At 60.9% G+C, this 16,703-nt stretch carries 20 protein-coding genes; 13 read left to right on the top strand and 7 right to left on the bottom strand.

Annotated features, from left to right (window positions below; all coding sequences use genetic code 11):
• The first annotated feature begins 27 nt into the window (after positions 1-27).
• A complete protein-coding gene (locus RLO07_RS19310) occupies positions 28-1,227 on the top strand; it encodes an iron-containing alcohol dehydrogenase (protein ID WP_462293783.1) in 1,200 nt (399 codons plus the stop codon).
• 18 nt (positions 1,228-1,245) lie between these two features.
• Here RLO07_RS19310 and edd read toward each other — a convergent pair whose 3' ends face one another.
• The 5 genes from edd to RLO07_RS19285 are packed head-to-tail and all read right to left on the bottom strand — an operon-like array spanning position 1,246 to position 7,181.
• Positions 1,246-3,060, bottom strand: coding sequence for a phosphogluconate dehydratase (edd, locus tag RLO07_RS19305; RefSeq protein ID WP_462293782.1), 1,815 nt, complete (start codon positions 3,058-3,060; stop codon positions 1,246-1,248).
• Positions 3,053-3,742, bottom strand: a complete 690-nt coding sequence (gene pgl, locus RLO07_RS19300) for a 6-phosphogluconolactonase (protein WP_462293781.1) — start codon at positions 3,740-3,742, stop codon at positions 3,053-3,055. The genes edd and pgl overlap by 8 nt, the downstream gene beginning before the upstream one ends.
• Positions 3,735-5,189 (bottom strand): glucose-6-phosphate dehydrogenase, encoded by a 1,455-nt coding sequence (gene zwf, locus RLO07_RS19295; protein ID WP_462293780.1) that lies wholly within the window; start codon positions 5,187-5,189, stop codon positions 3,735-3,737. The genes pgl and zwf overlap by 8 nt, the downstream gene beginning before the upstream one ends.
• Positions 5,190-5,212: 23 nt before the next feature.
• Entirely contained in the window at positions 5,213-6,088 is an 876-nt protein-coding gene (locus tag RLO07_RS19290) for an alpha/beta hydrolase (protein ID WP_462293779.1), read from the bottom strand.
• A gap of 16 nt (positions 6,089-6,104) precedes the next feature.
• Positions 6,105-7,181, bottom strand: a complete 1,077-nt coding sequence (locus RLO07_RS19285) for an MBL fold metallo-hydrolase (protein WP_462293778.1) — start codon at positions 7,179-7,181, stop codon at positions 6,105-6,107.
• Between the two features lie 172 nt (positions 7,182-7,353).
• Here RLO07_RS19285 and RLO07_RS19280 point away from each other — a divergent pair, with 172 nt between their 5' ends.
• The 10 genes from RLO07_RS19280 to RLO07_RS19235 all read left to right on the top strand — a co-directional run bounded on the left by RLO07_RS19280 (position 7,354) and on the right by RLO07_RS19235 (position 15,291).
• Complete coding sequence (locus tag RLO07_RS19280) at positions 7,354-8,313, top strand: hypothetical protein (protein ID WP_462293777.1); 960 nt, start codon at positions 7,354-7,356, stop codon at positions 8,311-8,313.
• Positions 8,314-8,504: 191 nt separating this feature from the next.
• On the top strand, positions 8,505-9,404 hold the full coding sequence (gene ypfJ, locus RLO07_RS19275) for a KPN_02809 family neutral zinc metallopeptidase (RefSeq protein WP_462293776.1): 900 nt from the start codon (positions 8,505-8,507) through the stop codon (positions 9,402-9,404).
• 74 nt (positions 9,405-9,478) lie between these two features.
• Positions 9,479-9,745 carry a YlcI/YnfO family protein gene (locus RLO07_RS19270; protein WP_462293775.1) on the top strand — a complete coding sequence of 89 codons (267 nt, stop codon included), beginning with the start codon at positions 9,479-9,481 and terminating at the stop codon, positions 9,743-9,745.
• Positions 9,742-10,041 (top strand): type II toxin-antitoxin system RelE/ParE family toxin, encoded by a 300-nt coding sequence (locus RLO07_RS19265; RefSeq protein WP_462293774.1) that lies wholly within the window; start codon positions 9,742-9,744, stop codon positions 10,039-10,041. Before RLO07_RS19270 ends, RLO07_RS19265 begins: the two co-directional genes overlap by 4 nt.
• Positions 10,042-10,052: 11 nt before the next feature.
• Positions 10,053-10,373, top strand: a complete 321-nt coding sequence (locus RLO07_RS19260; protein WP_462293773.1) for a cupin domain-containing protein — start codon at positions 10,053-10,055, stop codon at positions 10,371-10,373.
• Between the two features lie 603 nt (positions 10,374-10,976).
• A complete protein-coding gene (locus RLO07_RS19255) occupies positions 10,977-11,828 on the top strand; it encodes a tyrosine-type recombinase/integrase (protein WP_462293772.1) in 852 nt (283 codons plus the stop codon).
• On the top strand, positions 11,825-12,997 hold the full coding sequence (locus tag RLO07_RS19250; protein WP_462293771.1) for an IS91 family transposase: 1,173 nt from the start codon (positions 11,825-11,827) through the stop codon (positions 12,995-12,997). Before RLO07_RS19255 ends, RLO07_RS19250 begins: the two co-directional genes overlap by 4 nt.
• Before the next feature lie 324 nt (positions 12,998-13,321).
• Positions 13,322-13,669 carry a DUF3024 domain-containing protein gene (locus RLO07_RS19245; protein ID WP_462293770.1) on the top strand — a complete coding sequence of 116 codons (348 nt, stop codon included), beginning with the start codon at positions 13,322-13,324 and terminating at the stop codon, positions 13,667-13,669.
• Between the two features lie 788 nt (positions 13,670-14,457).
• Positions 14,458-14,823, top strand: a complete 366-nt coding sequence (locus RLO07_RS19240; RefSeq protein ID WP_462293769.1) for a VOC family protein — start codon at positions 14,458-14,460, stop codon at positions 14,821-14,823.
• A 147-nt stretch (positions 14,824-14,970) separates the two neighbouring features.
• A complete protein-coding gene (locus RLO07_RS19235; RefSeq protein WP_462293768.1) occupies positions 14,971-15,291 on the top strand; it encodes a hypothetical protein in 321 nt (106 codons plus the stop codon).
• A gap of 87 nt (positions 15,292-15,378) precedes the next feature.
• Here the strand turns inward: RLO07_RS19235 and RLO07_RS19230 are convergent, their stop codons facing one another.
• Together RLO07_RS19230 and RLO07_RS19225 are read right to left on the bottom strand one after the other, a co-directional pair.
• Positions 15,379-15,633: a Txe/YoeB family addiction module toxin gene (locus RLO07_RS19230; RefSeq protein WP_462293767.1), complete on the bottom strand. Its 255-nt coding sequence runs from the start codon at positions 15,631-15,633 to the stop codon at positions 15,379-15,381.
• Positions 15,630-15,881, bottom strand: coding sequence for a type II toxin-antitoxin system Phd/YefM family antitoxin (locus tag RLO07_RS19225; RefSeq protein WP_027950545.1), 252 nt, complete (start codon positions 15,879-15,881; stop codon positions 15,630-15,632). The genes RLO07_RS19230 and RLO07_RS19225 overlap by 4 nt, the downstream gene beginning before the upstream one ends.
• A 172-nt stretch (positions 15,882-16,053) precedes the next feature.
• Between RLO07_RS19225 and RLO07_RS19220 the strand changes: the two genes are divergently transcribed.
• Together RLO07_RS19220 and RLO07_RS19215 are read left to right on the top strand one after the other, a co-directional pair.
• Entirely contained in the window at positions 16,054-16,305 is a 252-nt protein-coding gene (locus RLO07_RS19220) for a hypothetical protein (RefSeq protein ID WP_462293766.1), read from the top strand.
• Positions 16,298-16,624 carry a type II toxin-antitoxin system HicB family antitoxin gene (locus RLO07_RS19215; RefSeq protein ID WP_462293765.1) on the top strand — a complete coding sequence of 109 codons (327 nt, stop codon included), beginning with the start codon at positions 16,298-16,300 and terminating at the stop codon, positions 16,622-16,624. The genes RLO07_RS19220 and RLO07_RS19215 overlap by 8 nt, the downstream gene beginning before the upstream one ends.
• Positions 16,625-16,703 lie beyond the last annotated feature (79 nt).

Below are 16,703 nucleotides of genomic sequence, written 5' to 3'. Positions count from 1 at the left end.
GCATAAACGGCCCCACTGGAGTCCCCGATGTCCCTGCGCAAGTTCAAGCACGCCTTTACCCTGTTTCTGATGAAGTCCCTGGCCGGCCTGGGCGGCAGCCCGGCGTACATGGCCTATACCGGCAGCGGCAGCGCCGCGGAACTGTGTCGCCACATCACTCGCACCGGTGTGCGCAAACTGCTGCTGGTGACCGACAAGCCGCTGCGGGATCTCGGCATTGTCGACCAGGCTACTGCCGCACTTGCCGACACCGGGGTGGAGATCGTGATCTTTGACGGCGTCGAGCCCAACCCGACCTACGACCAGGTGGCGGCCGGTCGCAAGCTGATGGTGGAACACGGCTGCGAGGCGGTACTGGCCATCGGTGGCGGCTCGTCCATCGACGCGGCGAAAATCATCGCCGCCTCCGCCAGCAGCGACGAGGACCCGAAAACCTGGGTGGGTTTTGGCAAGGTCAAGCACGAGGTGCCCAAGCTCTACGTCATCCCGACCACGTCTGGCACCGGCTCGGAAGCCACCATGGGCGCGGTGATTTCCGACAGCGAAAGCCGCGAGAAGGGTGTGATTTCCGGCTCCAGCCTGCTGCCGACGGCAGTGGCACTGGATTCCGACCTGATGCTGGGGATGCCGGCGCCGATTACCGCCGCGACCGGTATCGATGCCCTGACGCACGCCATCGAGGCCTACATTTGTGTCTGGGATCGCGGCACTCGCAAGGAGCACGCGGCCATGGCGACCCGGCTGATCTTCCGGCACCTGCGCGACGCGGTGGCCGATGGCAGCAATCGTGAGGCCCGCGACGCGATGGCCATGGCGGCCTATTACGCCGGTATTGCCATCAACCAGGTCAACGTCGGTAACGTGCACGCCATCGCCCACCAGATCGGCGGCAAGTACGGTATTCCCCACGGCCTGGCCAATGCCCTGGTGCTGCCGCATGTGCTGGAGTTCTGTCGGGCGGAGTCCGGCGAGGCGCTGGCGGAGCTGGCGCTGCTGGTGGAGGCGGGTAGCGCCGGCGAGTCCACCGATGCGCTGGCGGGCAAGTTCATTGCGGCGGTGGTGCAGCTGCGCGCCGACGTCGGCCTGCCGGAGACCTCCGACAAGATTCGCGCCGAAGACTACGATTATCTGGCTGGCCTGGCCTTCAAGGAGTGTGAAGGCTACCCCGTGCCGAAGCTGCTGGAGCGGGACGCGATTCTGGATATCCTGCGTAAAATCACCGCCTGAGTCCCCGCCCCGGCGCCTTCAGCCGCGGAAGACGGTGGCGCCGGCCTCCGCCTCGTTGACCGCGGCGCGCATGAAGCCGAACAGTTCGCGCCCGGTCCCGTACTCGCAGCTGGCATCACTGCGCTGGACGCACTGGCGCTCGCGCCACTCGTCCGCGGGCACCAGCGCCTGCAGCTCCCCGCTGTCGCAGTCCAGACGGATAATGTCGCCGTCGCGAACCCTTGCCAGCGGGCCATCGGCAATCGCCTCCGGGCTGACGTGGATGGCCGCCGGCACCTTGCCCGAGGCCCCGGACATGCGCCCGTCGGTGACCAGCGCCACCCGGAAGCCGCGATCCTGGAGAATGCCCAGGTAGGGCGTTAGCTTGTGCAGTTCGGGCATGCCGTTGGCCCGGGGTCCCTGGAACCGCACCACGGCGACCACGTTGCACTCCAGCTCGCCGGCCTCAAAGGCCAGCTTGAGCGCGTCCTGGCTTTCGAACACCCGCGCCGGCGCCTCGATCACGCGGTGTTCCTCCGCCACTGCCGAGACCTTGATCACGGCGCGGCCGAGATTGCCCTCCAGCAGACGCAGGCCACCCTCGCTCGAGAACGGCTCCGAGGCCGGCCGCAGTACGGCCAGGTCCGCGCTGGCCCCGGTACCCTCTACATAGTCGAGACCGGTGTCAGCGAGGCGCGGCTCGCGGGTGTAGTGGCGCAGGCCCGGCCCCCAGTTGGTAAGTACATCCTCATGCAGCAGGCCACTGTCGAGCAGGGTGCGAATCACGAAGGCAGTACCACCCGCGGCGTGGAAATGGTTCACGTCGGCAGCGCCATTGGGGTAGACCCGGCTCACCAGCGGGGTGATCGCCGACAGCTCGCTGAAGTCCTGCCAGTCGATGATGATGCCGGCGGCACGGGCTATCGCGATCCAGTGGATGCTGTGGTTGGTGGAACCCCCGGTCGCCAGCAGGGCGACGATGGCGTTGACGATGGCCTTTGCGTCCACCACCTCGGCCAGCGGGGTGTACTCCCTGCCCAGGGCGGTGATCCGGCACAGACGCTGGGCCGCGGCCTCGGTGAGGCGCTGGCGCAGCTCGGTATCCGGCGGCTCGAAGGCGGCGCCCGGGATGTGCAGGCCCATCGCCTCCATCAGCATCTGGTTGCTGTTGGCGGTGCCGTAGAAGGTACAGGTACCCTTGCCATGGTAGGCGCCGGCCTCCGCTTCCAGCAGTTCTTCACGACTGGCCTTGCCCTCGGCGAACAGTTGCCGGACCCGGGCTTTTTCAGTGTTGCTGAGGCCGCTGCTCATCGGACCCGCGGGGGCGAATATCACCGGCAGGTGGCCGAAGCTGAGCGCGCCGATCAGCAGACCCGGCACGATCTTGTCACAGACTCCCAGGCACAGGACGCCGTCGAACATGTTGTGGGACAGGGCGATGGCGGTGGCGCCGGCGATGATGTCGCGGCTGAACAGGGACAGCTCCATCCCCGCCGCGCCCTGGGTAACGCCGTCGCACATCGCGGGGACGCCGCCGGCAACCTGGGCGGTACAGCCCACGGCGTGGGCCGCGCGCTTGACGATATCCGGGTACTCGCCCAGGGGCTGGTGCGCTGAGAGCATGTCGTTGTAGGCGTTGACGATACCGATATTGGCGGCCTCCACCAGCTTGAGCGCCTGCTTTTCCTCCGGCTCGCAGGCGGCAAAGCCGTGGGCCAGGTTGCTGCAGGACAGGCTGCCTCGCTGCGGGCCCTGGCGGCGCATGGCTTCGATACGGTCCAGATAAGTGCGGCGGGAGTCGGCGCTGCGCTCGCCGATACGGTCGGTGATCTGCTGCAGTCGGGGATCAGTCATCGGGGGCCCACCAGATTGTCAGGGGTGTCTGTGTCTGCGCCAGAACGCTGGCCACGGGCAAGCCCCGGGCGACGGCGGATTCCAGCACAGCGCGTTTGCCACTGCCGGTGATATGGAGGTGAATGTGGCGGCTGTCCAGTACGGCTGCGAGGGTCAGGGTCATGCGCGGGTGCGGGGCGGTGACCGGCTCGGTGGCGGCCACCGGGGCCGGGTTCGCGGGGTCCAGCAGCCGCTGCAGATTGCGCGCCTGCGGAAACCAGGAGGCGGTATGGCCGTCGCCACCCATGCCCAGCACCACCGCGGCAAAGGGGCGCGGCAGGTTGCTCACCGCTGCTGTGACCTCGGCCACGGCGGCCGCGCAGTCCGTGCCGGGCGTTTTCAAGCCGACAAAGCTCGCCGCCGCTGCCCGGTCCTGCAGCAGGCAGTCGCGCACCAGCGCTGCATTGGAGTCCGGGTCGCCGGGGTCTACCCAGCGCTCATCGACCAGGGTGATGGCCACCCGGGCCCAGTCCAGCCCGGTGGCAGCCAGCAGCCGGAACATGTGCCGCGGCGTGCTGCCGCCGGACACCGCCAGGCTGCTGCGGGCACGGGCGCCGAGGTCCGCTCGCAAGTCCGCGGCCAGCTGTGCCGCCAGCGCTGTATCCAGCTCGGCTCGACTGCCGAATTCGCGCCACTCACTCATACCAGCTGCGGCCATCCACCGCGACCAGGGCGGTGGCGGCGCCGGGGCCCATGGTGCCCGAGTTGTAGGGTTTGACCGGGGTGCCCGCTTCCTCCCAGGCGGCGATGATGGAGTCGATCCAGCGCCAGGCGGTTTCCACTTCGTCCCGGCGCATGAACAGGGTCTGGTCGCCGTTGATGGCGTCCAGCAGCAGGCGCTCGTAGGCGTCGTAGCTGACGCCTTTCTGGGCCGGGTCCTCGGTCAGGTGCAGCTCCACAGGCTGCAGGCGCAGCTTGCGAGTCAGGCCGGGCTTCTTGTTCAGGGTGTGCAGGCTGATGGTTTCCTCGGGCTGGATGCGGATCACCAGCTTGTTGGTCAGTTCGTTGGGATCGTTGGCAAACAGCGAGAACGACAATTTCTTGAACTCGATGACGATCTCGGAGTAGCGCCGGCTCAGGCGCTTGCCGGTGCGCAGGTAGAAGGGCACCCCGGCCCAGCGCCAGTTGTTGATGCTGGCCTTGAGAGCGACAAAGGTCTCGGTGGCGCCGGCATCCTTGTACTCGGCCTCCTCCAGGAAGCCCTTGACCGCCTCGCCGCGGACCGCGCCGGCATCGTAGCGACCGCGCACCGTGCGCTCCCGGGCGTTGTCTGCCGTGATGGGCTCCAGGCAGCGCAGCACCTTCACCTTCTCGTCGCGGATGTCGGTGGGGTCGAGGCTGGTCGGCGGCTCCATCGCTACCAGCGACAGCACCTGCAGCAGGTGGTTCTGCACCATGTCGCGCAGGGCACCGGTCTTGGCGTAGTAGCCGCCGCGGCCTTCCACGCCGATCTCCTCGGCCACGGTAATCTGCACATTGTCGACAAAGGTGTTGTTCCAGACCGGGTGCAGCAGCGGATTGCCGAAGCGCACCGCCATCACGTTCTGCACGGTTTCCTTGCCCAGGTAGTGGTCGATGCGGAAGGTATTTTCCTCACTGAACACGCTGGCCACCTGCAGATTGATCTCGTGGCAGGAGGCGAGGTCGTGTCCCAGGGGCTTCTCCAGCACCACCCGGCTCTGTGCCTGTACCGCGCCGGCCTGCTGCAGATGACTGCAAATGGTGCCGTAGAGGGCGGGCAGGGTGGCGAGATAGAACAGCCGGATGGGCGCACCATCCGCGTCCAGCAGCCCGGTCAGTCTCTCGTAGTCGCCGCCATCGCTGGCGTCGACGCGGACGTAGTGCAGGTTATGGCAATAGCTTTCCCACACCGCGGTATCCCAGTCCTGGGGGGCCACGAACTCCTGCAGGTTGGCATGTGCCTCGCTGCGGAAGGTCTCCGAGTCCATGTCGCGACGGCCGGTGGCGATGATGCGTTGCAGGCGCTCGGCGAGGCCGTGGCGGTGCAGCTGGTACAGGGCGGGCAGCAGCTTGCGGGTTGAGAGATCCCCGGTGCCACCGAAGATTACCAGGTCGACCTTGTCGCTCATCGCGGTGCCTCCTTGACGGGTAACTACAGTGTACGCAGCCAGCCTCTCGCCAGGGTCATGAAATGTTTGCAATCCGGGGTCGGGCCCTGGGAGCAGGCAAAACCGTGTTCTGCGTTACCGTAGTGCTCACTGGTGACAGTAATACCAGCGGCACGCAACTGTGCTGCGAATTGGACACCCTCGTCGCGCAATGGGTCCCGCTCGGCGGTAACCAGCAGGCAGGGCGGCAGGGTCGCCAGGCCCTTGCTGTGCATGGGCACGGCGCCTGCCGCGGTCGCGGCCTGTGCGCCCTCGCCGGCAAGCCAGGTATCCCAGAACCAGCGCATCAGGCTGCTGGTCAGCGTCTGCCCCTGCGCCCGCTCGACGTAGGAAGCATAGGGCGTACTGTAGTGGTCCACAACCGGGTAGATCAGCAGGGCGCCGACAAGCCTGGCCCGGGCTTCCGGGTCCAGGGTCAGGGCGGTGCAGACCGCGAGGTGGCCGCCGGCACTGTCGCCGGCCAGCACAATACTGCCGTTGTTGGGGCCGCTGCTTTCCAGGTTCTGCACCAGCCAGCGGGTGGCTTCCCGGCAGTCGTCCAGCGCGGCCGGGCAGGGGTGCTCGGGCGCCAGCCGGTAATCCAGCGCCACCACCGTACAGCCGCCCTGCTCGCGCAGTTGCTGGCAAAAGGCGTGGTGCGACTCCAGGTCGCCAATGACCCAGCCGCCACCGTGGAAATAGATGACCAGGGGCAGGTCGCGTCCCGCCGGGCCACTGTATAGCCGCGCCGCCAGCGACCGGCCCGGCAGTGGCAATTGCAGGGTGCTGTAGGGAGCGTCGGTGAAGTTGCCGCGCCAGGCACGGGCGCCGCTCCAGCGGTAGTAATGCCGCAGCAGCCAGACTTTCAGGGATTGCAGCATCGCGACCGGTCTCTTGTCAGTCGAAGGCAATGGATTCCGGCAGCTGCCGATACCAGCGCACCCCCTGGGCATCGATATCGAAGTCAATCTGGCGCCGCCGCTGCAGGCAGTTGAGGTGCGCAAGCGTCTCGCCCGTCGCCAGGCTCAGGTGGTCGCCGGTGATCTCGCGCTTGAACAGGGCGGGGAAGCAGTCCACCACCCGCTTTGGCTCCGCGAGGTGCTCGTAGAGCTGGTTCAGCTCGCGCTTGTGGGTTTCGATCAGCTGGGTCAGGCGCACATGCAGGCCGCGGAAGGGGGCTTCGTGGGCGGGCAGTACCAGCAGGTCGTCGGGCAGCAATTCGCGGATGCGGGCGCAGGACTGCAGCCACTCCTGCAGCGGGTCGCTCTCCGGCTCGGTGGGAAAGACACTGACGTTGGGGGTGATGCGGGGCAGCACCTGGTCGCCGGAAATCAGGATCTTCAGTGCCGGGCAGTAGAGGCAGGCGTGCTCCGGCGAGTGACCACTGCCGACAATGATCTGCCAGTAGCGGCCGCCAATGGTCAGGGTCTCGCGGTCCTTGAGGCGGCGAAAGCTGTCCGGCAATCTGTAGACAGCGCGGCCAAAGCCGCCGAACGCCTTGCGATAGTTCGCTATCTGCTCCTCGCTGTAACCGGCGGCTTCATAGAAGCGGGTGGCGACCTCTGGCGCGGGCCGGCCGGTGTCGCTGACCAACGAACGGCACATCAGGAATTCGTCCCGGGTCATCAGCAGCTGGCAGCCGAAGCGCTCGGTGATCCAGCCCGCGAGGCCGACGTGGTCCGGATGCATGTGGGTACAGATCACCCGGGTGACCTGCTCGCCTTTGAGGAAGCCGGCGAACAGCTGTTCCCAGATCTCGCGGGAACGGGGCAGGTCCAGGCAGGTGTCAACCACCACCCAGCCCTCACCGTCCTCCAGCAGCCAGATATTGATATGGTCAAGCCCCATCGGCATGGGGAAGCGGACCCAGTAGATCCCGTCCGCGACCAGCTGCGGCACGCCGGGCTCGGGATTGATGGCCCGTGACCAGGGGTAGGTAAGGCCGGCGTAGATTTCCGGGTTGTCGACAAGCATGGGCGGTTCCGGGGTAATGACAGAGCCCGCTATGTTCGGCGTTGGTGGGGGGAATGTCCAGCCTGCGCCCGAACCATTGAACGCCGCGTGGGCGCCCATTGCCTGTTTCCGCAGTGCTGGCTATTCTTCGATAGTGTGCGCTGCGCACAAGTCCATTTGGAGGGACACAACCGTGACAAGAACAATGCTCCTGAGAGGCCTGCTCGGGCTGTTACTGACACTGCCCCAGGGATACGCGCCTGTCCTTGCCCAGGATGACAAGGAACTGCGCGCCGAGCGCAGCGAGGCCCACAAGGCCCGCAGCGAGGAGCGCAAGCAGCGCAACCAGGACCTGTCCGATGCCACCCGGGAGCTGCGGGACCATGCCCGCGAGCTGGAGGCGGCCTACAAGCCCGAGGCGCAGGAGATAGACACCGCCTACCGGCTGGAGGAAGTCAGGCTGCGGGCCGAGGGCGCAGAGCGCGTCGCCAGGGCCGAGACCGAGTTCCAGAAAGAGTTTGCCGGGGCCATGTTCACCCAGGGTGCCGAGCCGGACGCGCAGCGGCTGCAGGCGCTGGAGGCCAATGCCAGGGCCTACGGCGAACGGTTGTTTGCCCTCAAGCGCCAGACCGTGGAAGAGACACACCGCGCCCGCATGCAGGCCGAGGCAGACAAGGATCGCCTGCGCGATGCCCTGGACCAAAAGGTGCTCGCCCGGGCAGCGGAGCTGGGCCTGACCCGCGACTACGCGCCCATCCTGGCCCGGCCCATCGGCGGCGAATTGACCCGGCAGGAAGAGCAGTGGAACCAGCGCGAGGAAAAAGAGGTGGCCAAGATCACCGAGCGCAACGCCAAGCTGCTCGCACCCTACCGCAATGGGCAGCGTTTGCGGGAGTGGGAGCGCACCAATGCGGAGGAGGACTTCCGCCTGCAGTGGGAAGAGGACGCCGAGCGCCAGGCGATCACTGCCCAGCACAGTGTCTACGGCATGCTGCTGCAGCCAGCGCAGGGTGAAGCGGCGGGACAAGCCTTTATGGAGCGCGCCACGGAACTGGCCGAGCAGGAACGCCTGATCCAGATCCGCTATCAGCAGATCAGGCAGGAAAACACGATCAAGCGACGGGAAGAGAAAAAGCGGATTCTTGCACCATAGCCGTTCAGGCGCAGGGGCGCGTCCGGCACCCCAATACCCCGCGCCCGCAGCCTCGTCGCAATGGCTTCCAGATCAGGGGTGCTTGCCATTGGATTAACCGTAGCACTCACTGGTGCTCCCCGTACACTTGGTCAGAAATCTGGTCTAATGTAATGTCGCGGCCCCGCTTGGGTGCCGCACAGGAGTAATGCATGGACTGGCGAGGAAGACGCAAGAGCAGCAACGTCGATGACCGGCGCGGGCAGCCACTGCGGGCCGGCGCTGGCGGGGGGGCGGGCCTGCTGATGCTGGTGCGGATACTGCCCTGGCTCCTGCGCAGCAAGGGCGGGCGGGCGCTGCTGTTGGTGGGGGTGGTCGGTTTCTTCGGCGCCCAGATGCTGGGCATTGACCTGCTGCAGCTGACCACCGGTACCGGCACTCCATCCAGGCAGGCGTCATTCTCGCCGGAAGAGCAGGAACTGGCCGAATTCGTGGCCGTGGTGCTGGCGGACACCGAGCAGACCTGGCAGAAGATCTTCGCCGCCGCGGGCAGCCGCTATGAGGAGCCGGTGCTGGTGCTGTTCAGCCAGCGGGTGGCATCCGCCTGCGGGACCGCCAGCTCAGCCGTGGGACCCTTCTACTGTCCCGCCGATCGCAAGGTGTACCTGGACCTGACGTTCTTTCGCGACCTCGACCGCCAGCTGGGCGCGCCGGGCGACTTCGCCCAGGCCTATGTGATTGCCCATGAGGTCGGGCATCACATCCAGACCCTGCTGGGGATCAGCCAGCAGGTGCGCGCCAGCGGCCAGGGCAAGTCCGCAGCCGAGGTCAACAACCTGTCCGTGCGCCAGGAGTTGCAGGCCGACTGCTTTGCCGGCCTCTGGGGCCTCTCAGCCAAGCACTACAGCGACATGCTGGAACCCGGTGACCTGGAGGAGGCATTGCAAGCGGCCTCGGCAATTGGTGATGACCGCCTGCAGAAACGCGGCGGTGGCGAGGTGGTGCCGGACAGCTTTACCCACGGCACCTCGGCCCAGCGGGTGGCCTGGTTCCGGCGCGGGTTCGAGAGCGGTGATTTCAGTCAGTGCGATACCTTTGCGGCGGTGATCTAGGGACCGCATGACGGTTGTGGAGCTATTGACTGGCAGGTATAGTGCATTGCAAATGTAATGCAGAGGCGAGTTCCATGAAGTCAGCAACCATTCCATCCCTGAGAGTTACCCCCAGCCTTCGTCATGAAGCTGAAAGCGTGTTGAAAGAAGGCGAAACCCTGAGTGGCTTTGTCGAAGAGTCCCTGCGCAAGCATATCGAACGGCGCAAGTTCCAGCAGGAGTTCATTGCCCGTGGTCTCGCCGCGCGTGACCGAGCCAGAGCCACAGGTCGCTACGTCGCAAAGGATGAACTAATGGATTCCCTCCGCTCCATTCGTGACGAGGCCCCGAAAGGGCGGTGAGTTTTTCGGTCCGCTTTACCGAAGAGGCTGCAGAGGATCTGGTTCGCTTGTACACCTTCGCCGCCGAAAATGACCCGGCGGCGGCGGACAGGGCACTTGAAATGCTTGGCAAGACATGGGAAATGCTGGAGGAATTCCCGCTCTCCTGTCGTAAAGCCGAAAGTAGTGATCCGTTTCTTCGTGAGGTTATCATTCCTTTTGGCGCCTCTGGCTACATTGCGCTCTTTGAGATTGAGGGCGATGACCTCGTGACTGTACTCGCGGTGCGGCATCAGCTTGAAGATGATTACCACTGAGAACAATGGGCATGAGCCGGAATTCCACACCTAACCTTTTCAAAGCCCTCAATCCGCCTGCTCAGGGCGAGCGCTTCGACACGCTCCTCTCCCACCGCAACCTGGTGATCGAGCGCATTGTCAGCGGTGCCGACATCCAGCCTGTTGAGTACGTACAGCCGCAGGATGAGTGGGTACTGCTGGTTCAGGGCGCTGCCGTTATGGACGTTGCCGGAATTCGCACTGTTCTCGGTGCTGGCGATTATCTTTTTCTTCCGGCGGGCACGCCGCACCGGGTTGAAAGCTGTGAACCCGGTACACTGTGGCTGGCCATACATCTGCACCCCGAATGATGGAGCGCTGCGCGAGAGCACTGTACGCCAGCTCGTGTGGCTGTAGCATGACGTGTTTGGAGTGTTGAGTGGCGCGTGGTATAAACAAAATAGACGCAGCAAAAAATAACGTTTAATCGCGGGTGGCCACATAAATCCCAATTCAAAAAACCTATCAGAAGTCGGCGGATGGATTGTGTTGAGCTCTGCACTATAGGGCAGCCAAAAACGATCTGTGCTAAAGGCCGCTTTCGACCCAGAGCCGCCGGTTGACAAAGGGCCTTTGGGGACTGGTCGAGCACCAAGGGACAAGGTAGGGGCGGATTCTGGTTATTGGGGGAAATGATGAATTCTGTTTGCGGAAAGCGGCCGGTTATCTTGGCAGGATTTGGAGTAAGAATCGCTAACGTGCTGTTTGCGAGCTATAAATGGTGATGCTACTCGCGTCGATTTTGGAATTAACCGGAACGGTGTTATACGGCCCGGTCTGGTTAATTCGCTGTTGAACTAAACCGCTTCGCGGTGGCTCCATCCGCCAGCCCTCCGCCACGCTGACCTCCCTAAAATATCCCACACTTATCACACGGCATTGTGCCGTTCACTCAACCAGTGAGGTGATAAGTCATGACTCCGTTACGCCAAAAAATGATCGATCTGATGGTGCTGAAGGGATACTCACCAAAAACTCAAAAGTCCTACCTTTACTCTGTGGAGAAAGTGGCGAGGCATTTTGGCCGCTCACCCGACAGCATCGATGTCGGCGAACTGGAAAGCTATTTCCTGTACTTGTTGACGGAGAAGCGCATGGCCAGCGCCAGCGTTCGCCTGATCGTCAACGGCATGCGCTTCTTGAACAACCAGGTGCTTCAGCGTCCCGCTCGGGACTTTCTGGTGCGCTATCCGAAACGTGCGCAACGCATACCGGAACTCCTGACCCGTGATGAAGTGCATCGGATTCTGTCCCACACCCGCAACCTGAAACACCACACCTTGCTGGCAACCTGCTATGCCGCGGGGCTTCGCGTGAGCGAGTTGGTGCATTTGCGCGTGCGGGATATTGATAGTGCCCGAGAGCTGGTGCATATCCGGGCGGGCAAAGGCAACAAGGATCGCGAAGTGATTTTGCCCGAGTCCCTGTTGCTCCTGTTGCGGCGCTACTGGCAATTTTATCGTCCCATGGTGGCCTTGTTTTATGGTCAGGACCCGAGGAAGCCTCTTGATGCCGGAACGGTGGGCAAGATCTTCACCCGCGCCAAGGCGGCAGCCGGGATCGATAAGCAGGGCGGGGTTCACAGCCTCCGCCACGCATACGCTACCCACCAGTTGGAGGCCGGGATGCCGACGTTCAAGTTGCAACGTCTGCTGGGTCACACCGACATGAAGAGCACCCTGCGCTATGTCCATTGGCTGCCGAGCTACCAGAATCGCGGCAAGCTGGGGATGGACCTGCTGTGCTGGTCCGAGGCGTCATCATGAACGCCACCCCAAGCACGGCAGAGGTCCTGAGGCAGTTTCTGCCAAGCTATCGCCAGCGGCATTCCTTGACGCCCCAGCAGGCGAAGGTGACGGGGCTGCTGTGCCGTTGTCGCACCGAGGCCCTGGGCGGATATGATCTGGCCTGTGACCAGTGTGATTATCATGAGTCGCGGTTCCGTTCCTGCCGTAATCGCCACTGTCCCCAATGCCAGCAGCACGCCTCGGCCACTTGGCTGGCCAAACGGTGTGAAGACCTGCTGCCTGTGCCTTACTTCCATCTCGTGTTCACCGTTCCCCACCAGCTCAATGGCTGGGTGCAGCTGCACCCGGAGGTGTTGTACGCCATTCTGTTCAGGGCGGTCTGGCATACCCTGCGGAGCTTCGGCGATGATCCGAAACGCCTTGATGGCCAGATCGGGATGACGGCGGTATTGCACACCTGGGGGCAAAACCTGAGTCAACACGTTCACCTGCACTGTCTGATACCGGGCGGTGGGTATCACCGGGAACGCCACCAATGGCATCCCGCCAGATCGACATATCTGTTCCCCGTGAAAGCCCTGTCGCGCCGCTACCGAGGCCGCATGGTGAGTGAGTTGCGACAGGCATACGATAAGGGTCTGCTATCGCGACTGACCGACGTAGCCGAAGTGGAGTGTAAGTTGGCATCGCTCATGGAGACGCCCTGGGTGGTGTATGCCCGGAGCACCTGCCACCACAGTGATACGGTCCTGGCGTATCTGGCGCGCTATACCCACCGTATCGCCATCTCCAACAGCCGGCTTGAGGCCGTGGAGGAGAACGACGTCGTCTTCCGGTACAAGGATTACGCGTCGGGAGGCACCAGTAAACGTATGCGCCTCGAGGGCCAGGAATTTGTGCGTCGGCTTCTCCTGCATGTGTTGCCTCACGGCTTAATGCGTATCCGACACTACGGATTTATGGCCAATTGCTGTCGGCGAAAGCGACTTGAGCAAATACGGCACTGCCTGGAAGTCGATGCCGCAGCTGGAGAGGATACGGTTACGGCGCGGCGGGAGGGGATAGCACATCCCGTCATGGATGTCACCGCGACCAGGACCTGTCCCCGATGCCGCCAAGGGAGTTTACAGATCGCCGGCGAGATAGAGGCCGGCCGCCCCAGGCGATGTTGTGATGCTGTAATGTAAGCCAGGTTCCTGCCATCAGCGTGAAATGGACAGTTCAGGTCTGAGCTGGGGAGACGTGTGGACTTTGTCGGCTCAATTGGCTTAAATGTGATGAAATAACGTGCTGCCGCAAGGAAAATGCAGGCGAGTGTAAGCAGAGGCAGGAGCTACAAGGCGTTGCGTCAGGGCTGATTGGCCATGATCGTCCATCCACTCTAAAAACAATCCCCTATATAAGATGCAGCCACCGCAAAGCGGTTCAGATCAACAGACGTTTATACGCCATGCTTGCATGTCGAATAAACGCTAAGGTGTTATGTGCCCATCGGACATCTGTGAACTATCATGGCAATAAGTGAATTTGAAATTAGGAAGTGCGAGAAAGAGATCGAGGCTTTCATGAAAGTGCGGCGCCCTCCAGCGCACATCCGAAATGAACTGGACCTCGACTATAGGATAGACGGCCAGAGCGTCGAGATATTTGAGATACGGCCACAATGGCGAAATCCTTCGCAGAAGATGGAAATTCCAGTGGCAAAGGCTACTTTCGTGAAGTCGCAGAAATGTTGGAAGATATTCTGGCAACGATCGGATTTGAAGTGGCACGGGTACGAGCCGAATCCAAAAGTAAAGTCGTTCGCTGAATTTCTTAACATTGTGGCTGAGGACGAGCACGCATGTTTTTTCGGATAGCACATAACAAAGTGCATCAGTTCGCCCCTAGCGGCGCCGGACGTCAGCTTCGCTGCCGCCGCTGTGCACGGCGTTAGGCGGTCTATGGAGCACAACGATGAAGCCGAGAAGATCAGGAAGCTCCGATTTGAATCCGGGGCTGGCTTACTCGAGTGTAAGAGAGCCCTTCGCCGATATGGAGGTGATGTACGCCTTGCGTTGGCTGAACTTCGGAAGCGTGGTGATGAGCCTCCCGAACCAGAGCCAGAAACTGTTGAGTAATCAGGCCGCAACGACGCCTAACAAGGCCAGGCAGTTCGCTCCCTACGGTCGCCGGACGCGCTTACAGCGCGCCCGCTGCTGGCGGCGTTATAGGTACTGAGCGACTATGGGCACGTATTCGGAGACCAAAAAGACTCTTTCTTTACCTCCGCTAATGTTGTGGGTTTTTTGGCCTATTGTGGCAGCTGTTATTGTCGACTTCTGGTATTTCGAAGGATTTGAGCTGTTTGGCAGTGGTACCAAATATTTCATCCTCTATGTTCTTGCAGCAACGATACTTAGTGAGGTTCTATTCAACTCAAAACTACACCTCCCTAGAGCGACAATCGCTCCATCTGAGCGTTCCTATCTGCGCATTGTCGCGGCGCTTATTGGTGTTATCGTAATGGTCATATCAGTTGCGAATTTTTAGGCGACAGTGTGTAGTACCTATAACAAGTACAGGCTGCCGGGACGCCAAAACCGCTACGCGGTTTCGCCACCCCAGCTGTGAGCGTTAAGCATCCTATCTACCTAGAGTATTTATTATGAAAATGAATTATTTTGTATTTGGAACAAATAGCAAAGAAAAGGCAGTCGCGTTTTATGACGAACTATTTGATGGGTGTGGATTAAATAAAATTCCCGGAGAAGGACGGATGACGCTATGGGGTAACGAAGACTTTATGTTTTCGATAGCAGAGCCGTTCGATGAAAACCCTGCATCGAACGGGAATGGTACCATGCTTGGTCTCCATGTTGATTCTATTGAAGAGGTTAATCGATTACATAGCAAGGTTCTTGATTTAGGAGGCGTGAGCGAGGGCGAGCCTAGAATACGTTCTAATATGCATTCGGCCTATGTAAGAGATTTAGACAATAATAAAATATGTTTCTATACAACTAATGCTTAACAAGGCCGGGCACAACCGCGCAACAAGTTGCGCTGGACTCGCTACACTGCGTTCCGCTCGCCTGTGCCGGCGGCGTTACGTGGCTTAATGAGGCGCACATTCCTAATATCGCTAGTCGCAATTGGATTGCTCGGCGTGGCGGGATTAGTGGCACTGGATAAAGTCTTCTGCGGAGACAAGGGAGCTACCGTCACTATACGCAATCTATCGGGCAAAACGATCTCCAGTCTTCGGCTCGATGTCTGGGGCCAGTTTTGTGAGGCAAAGTTATTGGCATCAGGCGGAGAAGTTACCTGCCAGTTTCAAGCTGGCTCTGACAGCAGTTATGCTATATCAATTACAACCGAGGATGGTCAGTCACACGATTTTCCAAGCGTGGGCTATGTCACGCATTGTATGAGGTCCACCGATGAAATTATTTTCACTAAAGAAGGTGATGTGCAGTGGGGTGCCAGTGATGCCACGTAACAAGTACCGGCTGTGCGCCCCTGCGGGGCCGGACGCACAAACCGCTGCGCGGTTTCCGCGCCGCAGCGGTAAGCGTTATGCGCCCGTTCAGTAGTGATATCGAAGTTGTGCGATAAGAAGGGAATTGTCTTGGACCTTATACACGATTCGATGCTCATCGTTGATCCGTCTGGACCAGTAGCCGGAGAGTGCATGCTTCAATGGTTCAGGCTTTCCAATTCCTTCGAAGGGTTCCCGGGTAATATCTTTGATGAGTGCGTTGATCCGCTTAAGAAGTTTCTTGTCGGTCCTCTGCCAATATAGGTAGTCCTCCCATGCTTTCTCAGCAAAGATTAACCTCACTCGATAAGTTCCTTCTCAAATCCCTCGCCTGCTTCCAACTCTGCCATCGACTCAATGAGCCTTCGTGTGTTCTTGGGGCTTCTGAGAAGGTAGGCGGTTTCTTCAAGCGCTTGGTAGTCTTCCATAGACATCATTACAACGGCACCTTCCCCTTTGCGTGTTATCGCAATGGGCGCATGATCGTTGCAGACTTGCTCCATTTTTTTGGCAAGGTTGCTGCGGGCAGCGGTATAACTTATGCTTTCCATGACTTTAACCTGTACATGTACGGAAATATGTACGAATTCTATCAGCGCATAACAGGTAAGGCAACCGGGCGGCTGCGCCGCCGGTTCCTTTGGCGTTACGTGTTTCCCTAGCCCCGGGCGAACTCCCAATCGGAGGGCTTGTCAATAGTATCAATAGTGATATTATAAGCGTATGGCTGATATAGAAGATATCCTCGCCAAGATGCGGGCCAATCCAAAAGGCATACGTTTCAATGACTTATGCAAAGTCTGTGACGCCTTCTTTGGTGAGGCCCGGCAATCCGGTTCCAGCCATAGAGTTTATAGAACTCCATGGCAAGGAGATCCGAGAGTCAATATCCAAAATGCTAAGGGTAAAGCCAAGCCTTATCAGGTACGGCAAGTGGTGGCGGCGGTTGAGCGTTTGGAGGAGGAAAATGGCTAAATTTATTGATCGCTATACATACCGTGTCACCTGGTCTGAAGAGGACCAGGAATATGTTGGGTTGTGCGCAGAATTCTCCAGCCTGAGCTGGCTTGAAAAGACGCCCGAAAAAGCTCTATCTGGTATTCGTAAGCTGGTACAGGAATGCGTCAGTGATTTGGAGGGAGGTGGCGAGCCAGTTCCCGAGCCTATCTCTGCTAAAAGCTACAGCGGTAAGTTCATGGTTCGTGTACCGCCGGAAACTCATCGTTCATTAGCGATACAGGCTGCGGAGGCGGGGGTAAGTTTAAATCGGCTCATCGCGAGCCGGCTTCACTAAACACGTAACAAGCGCATGTTGTCGGACTAGTTTTCCGCTGCGCTCCAAACCATCCGCAAATGCGAGCGTTATAGGGATT

Origin of the sequence: Haliea sp., from assembly GCF_040221975.1 — a bacterium.
GTDB lineage: Bacteria > Pseudomonadota > Gammaproteobacteria > Pseudomonadales > Halieaceae > Haliea.
This window is presented reverse-complemented; position numbering and strand designations above follow the sequence as displayed.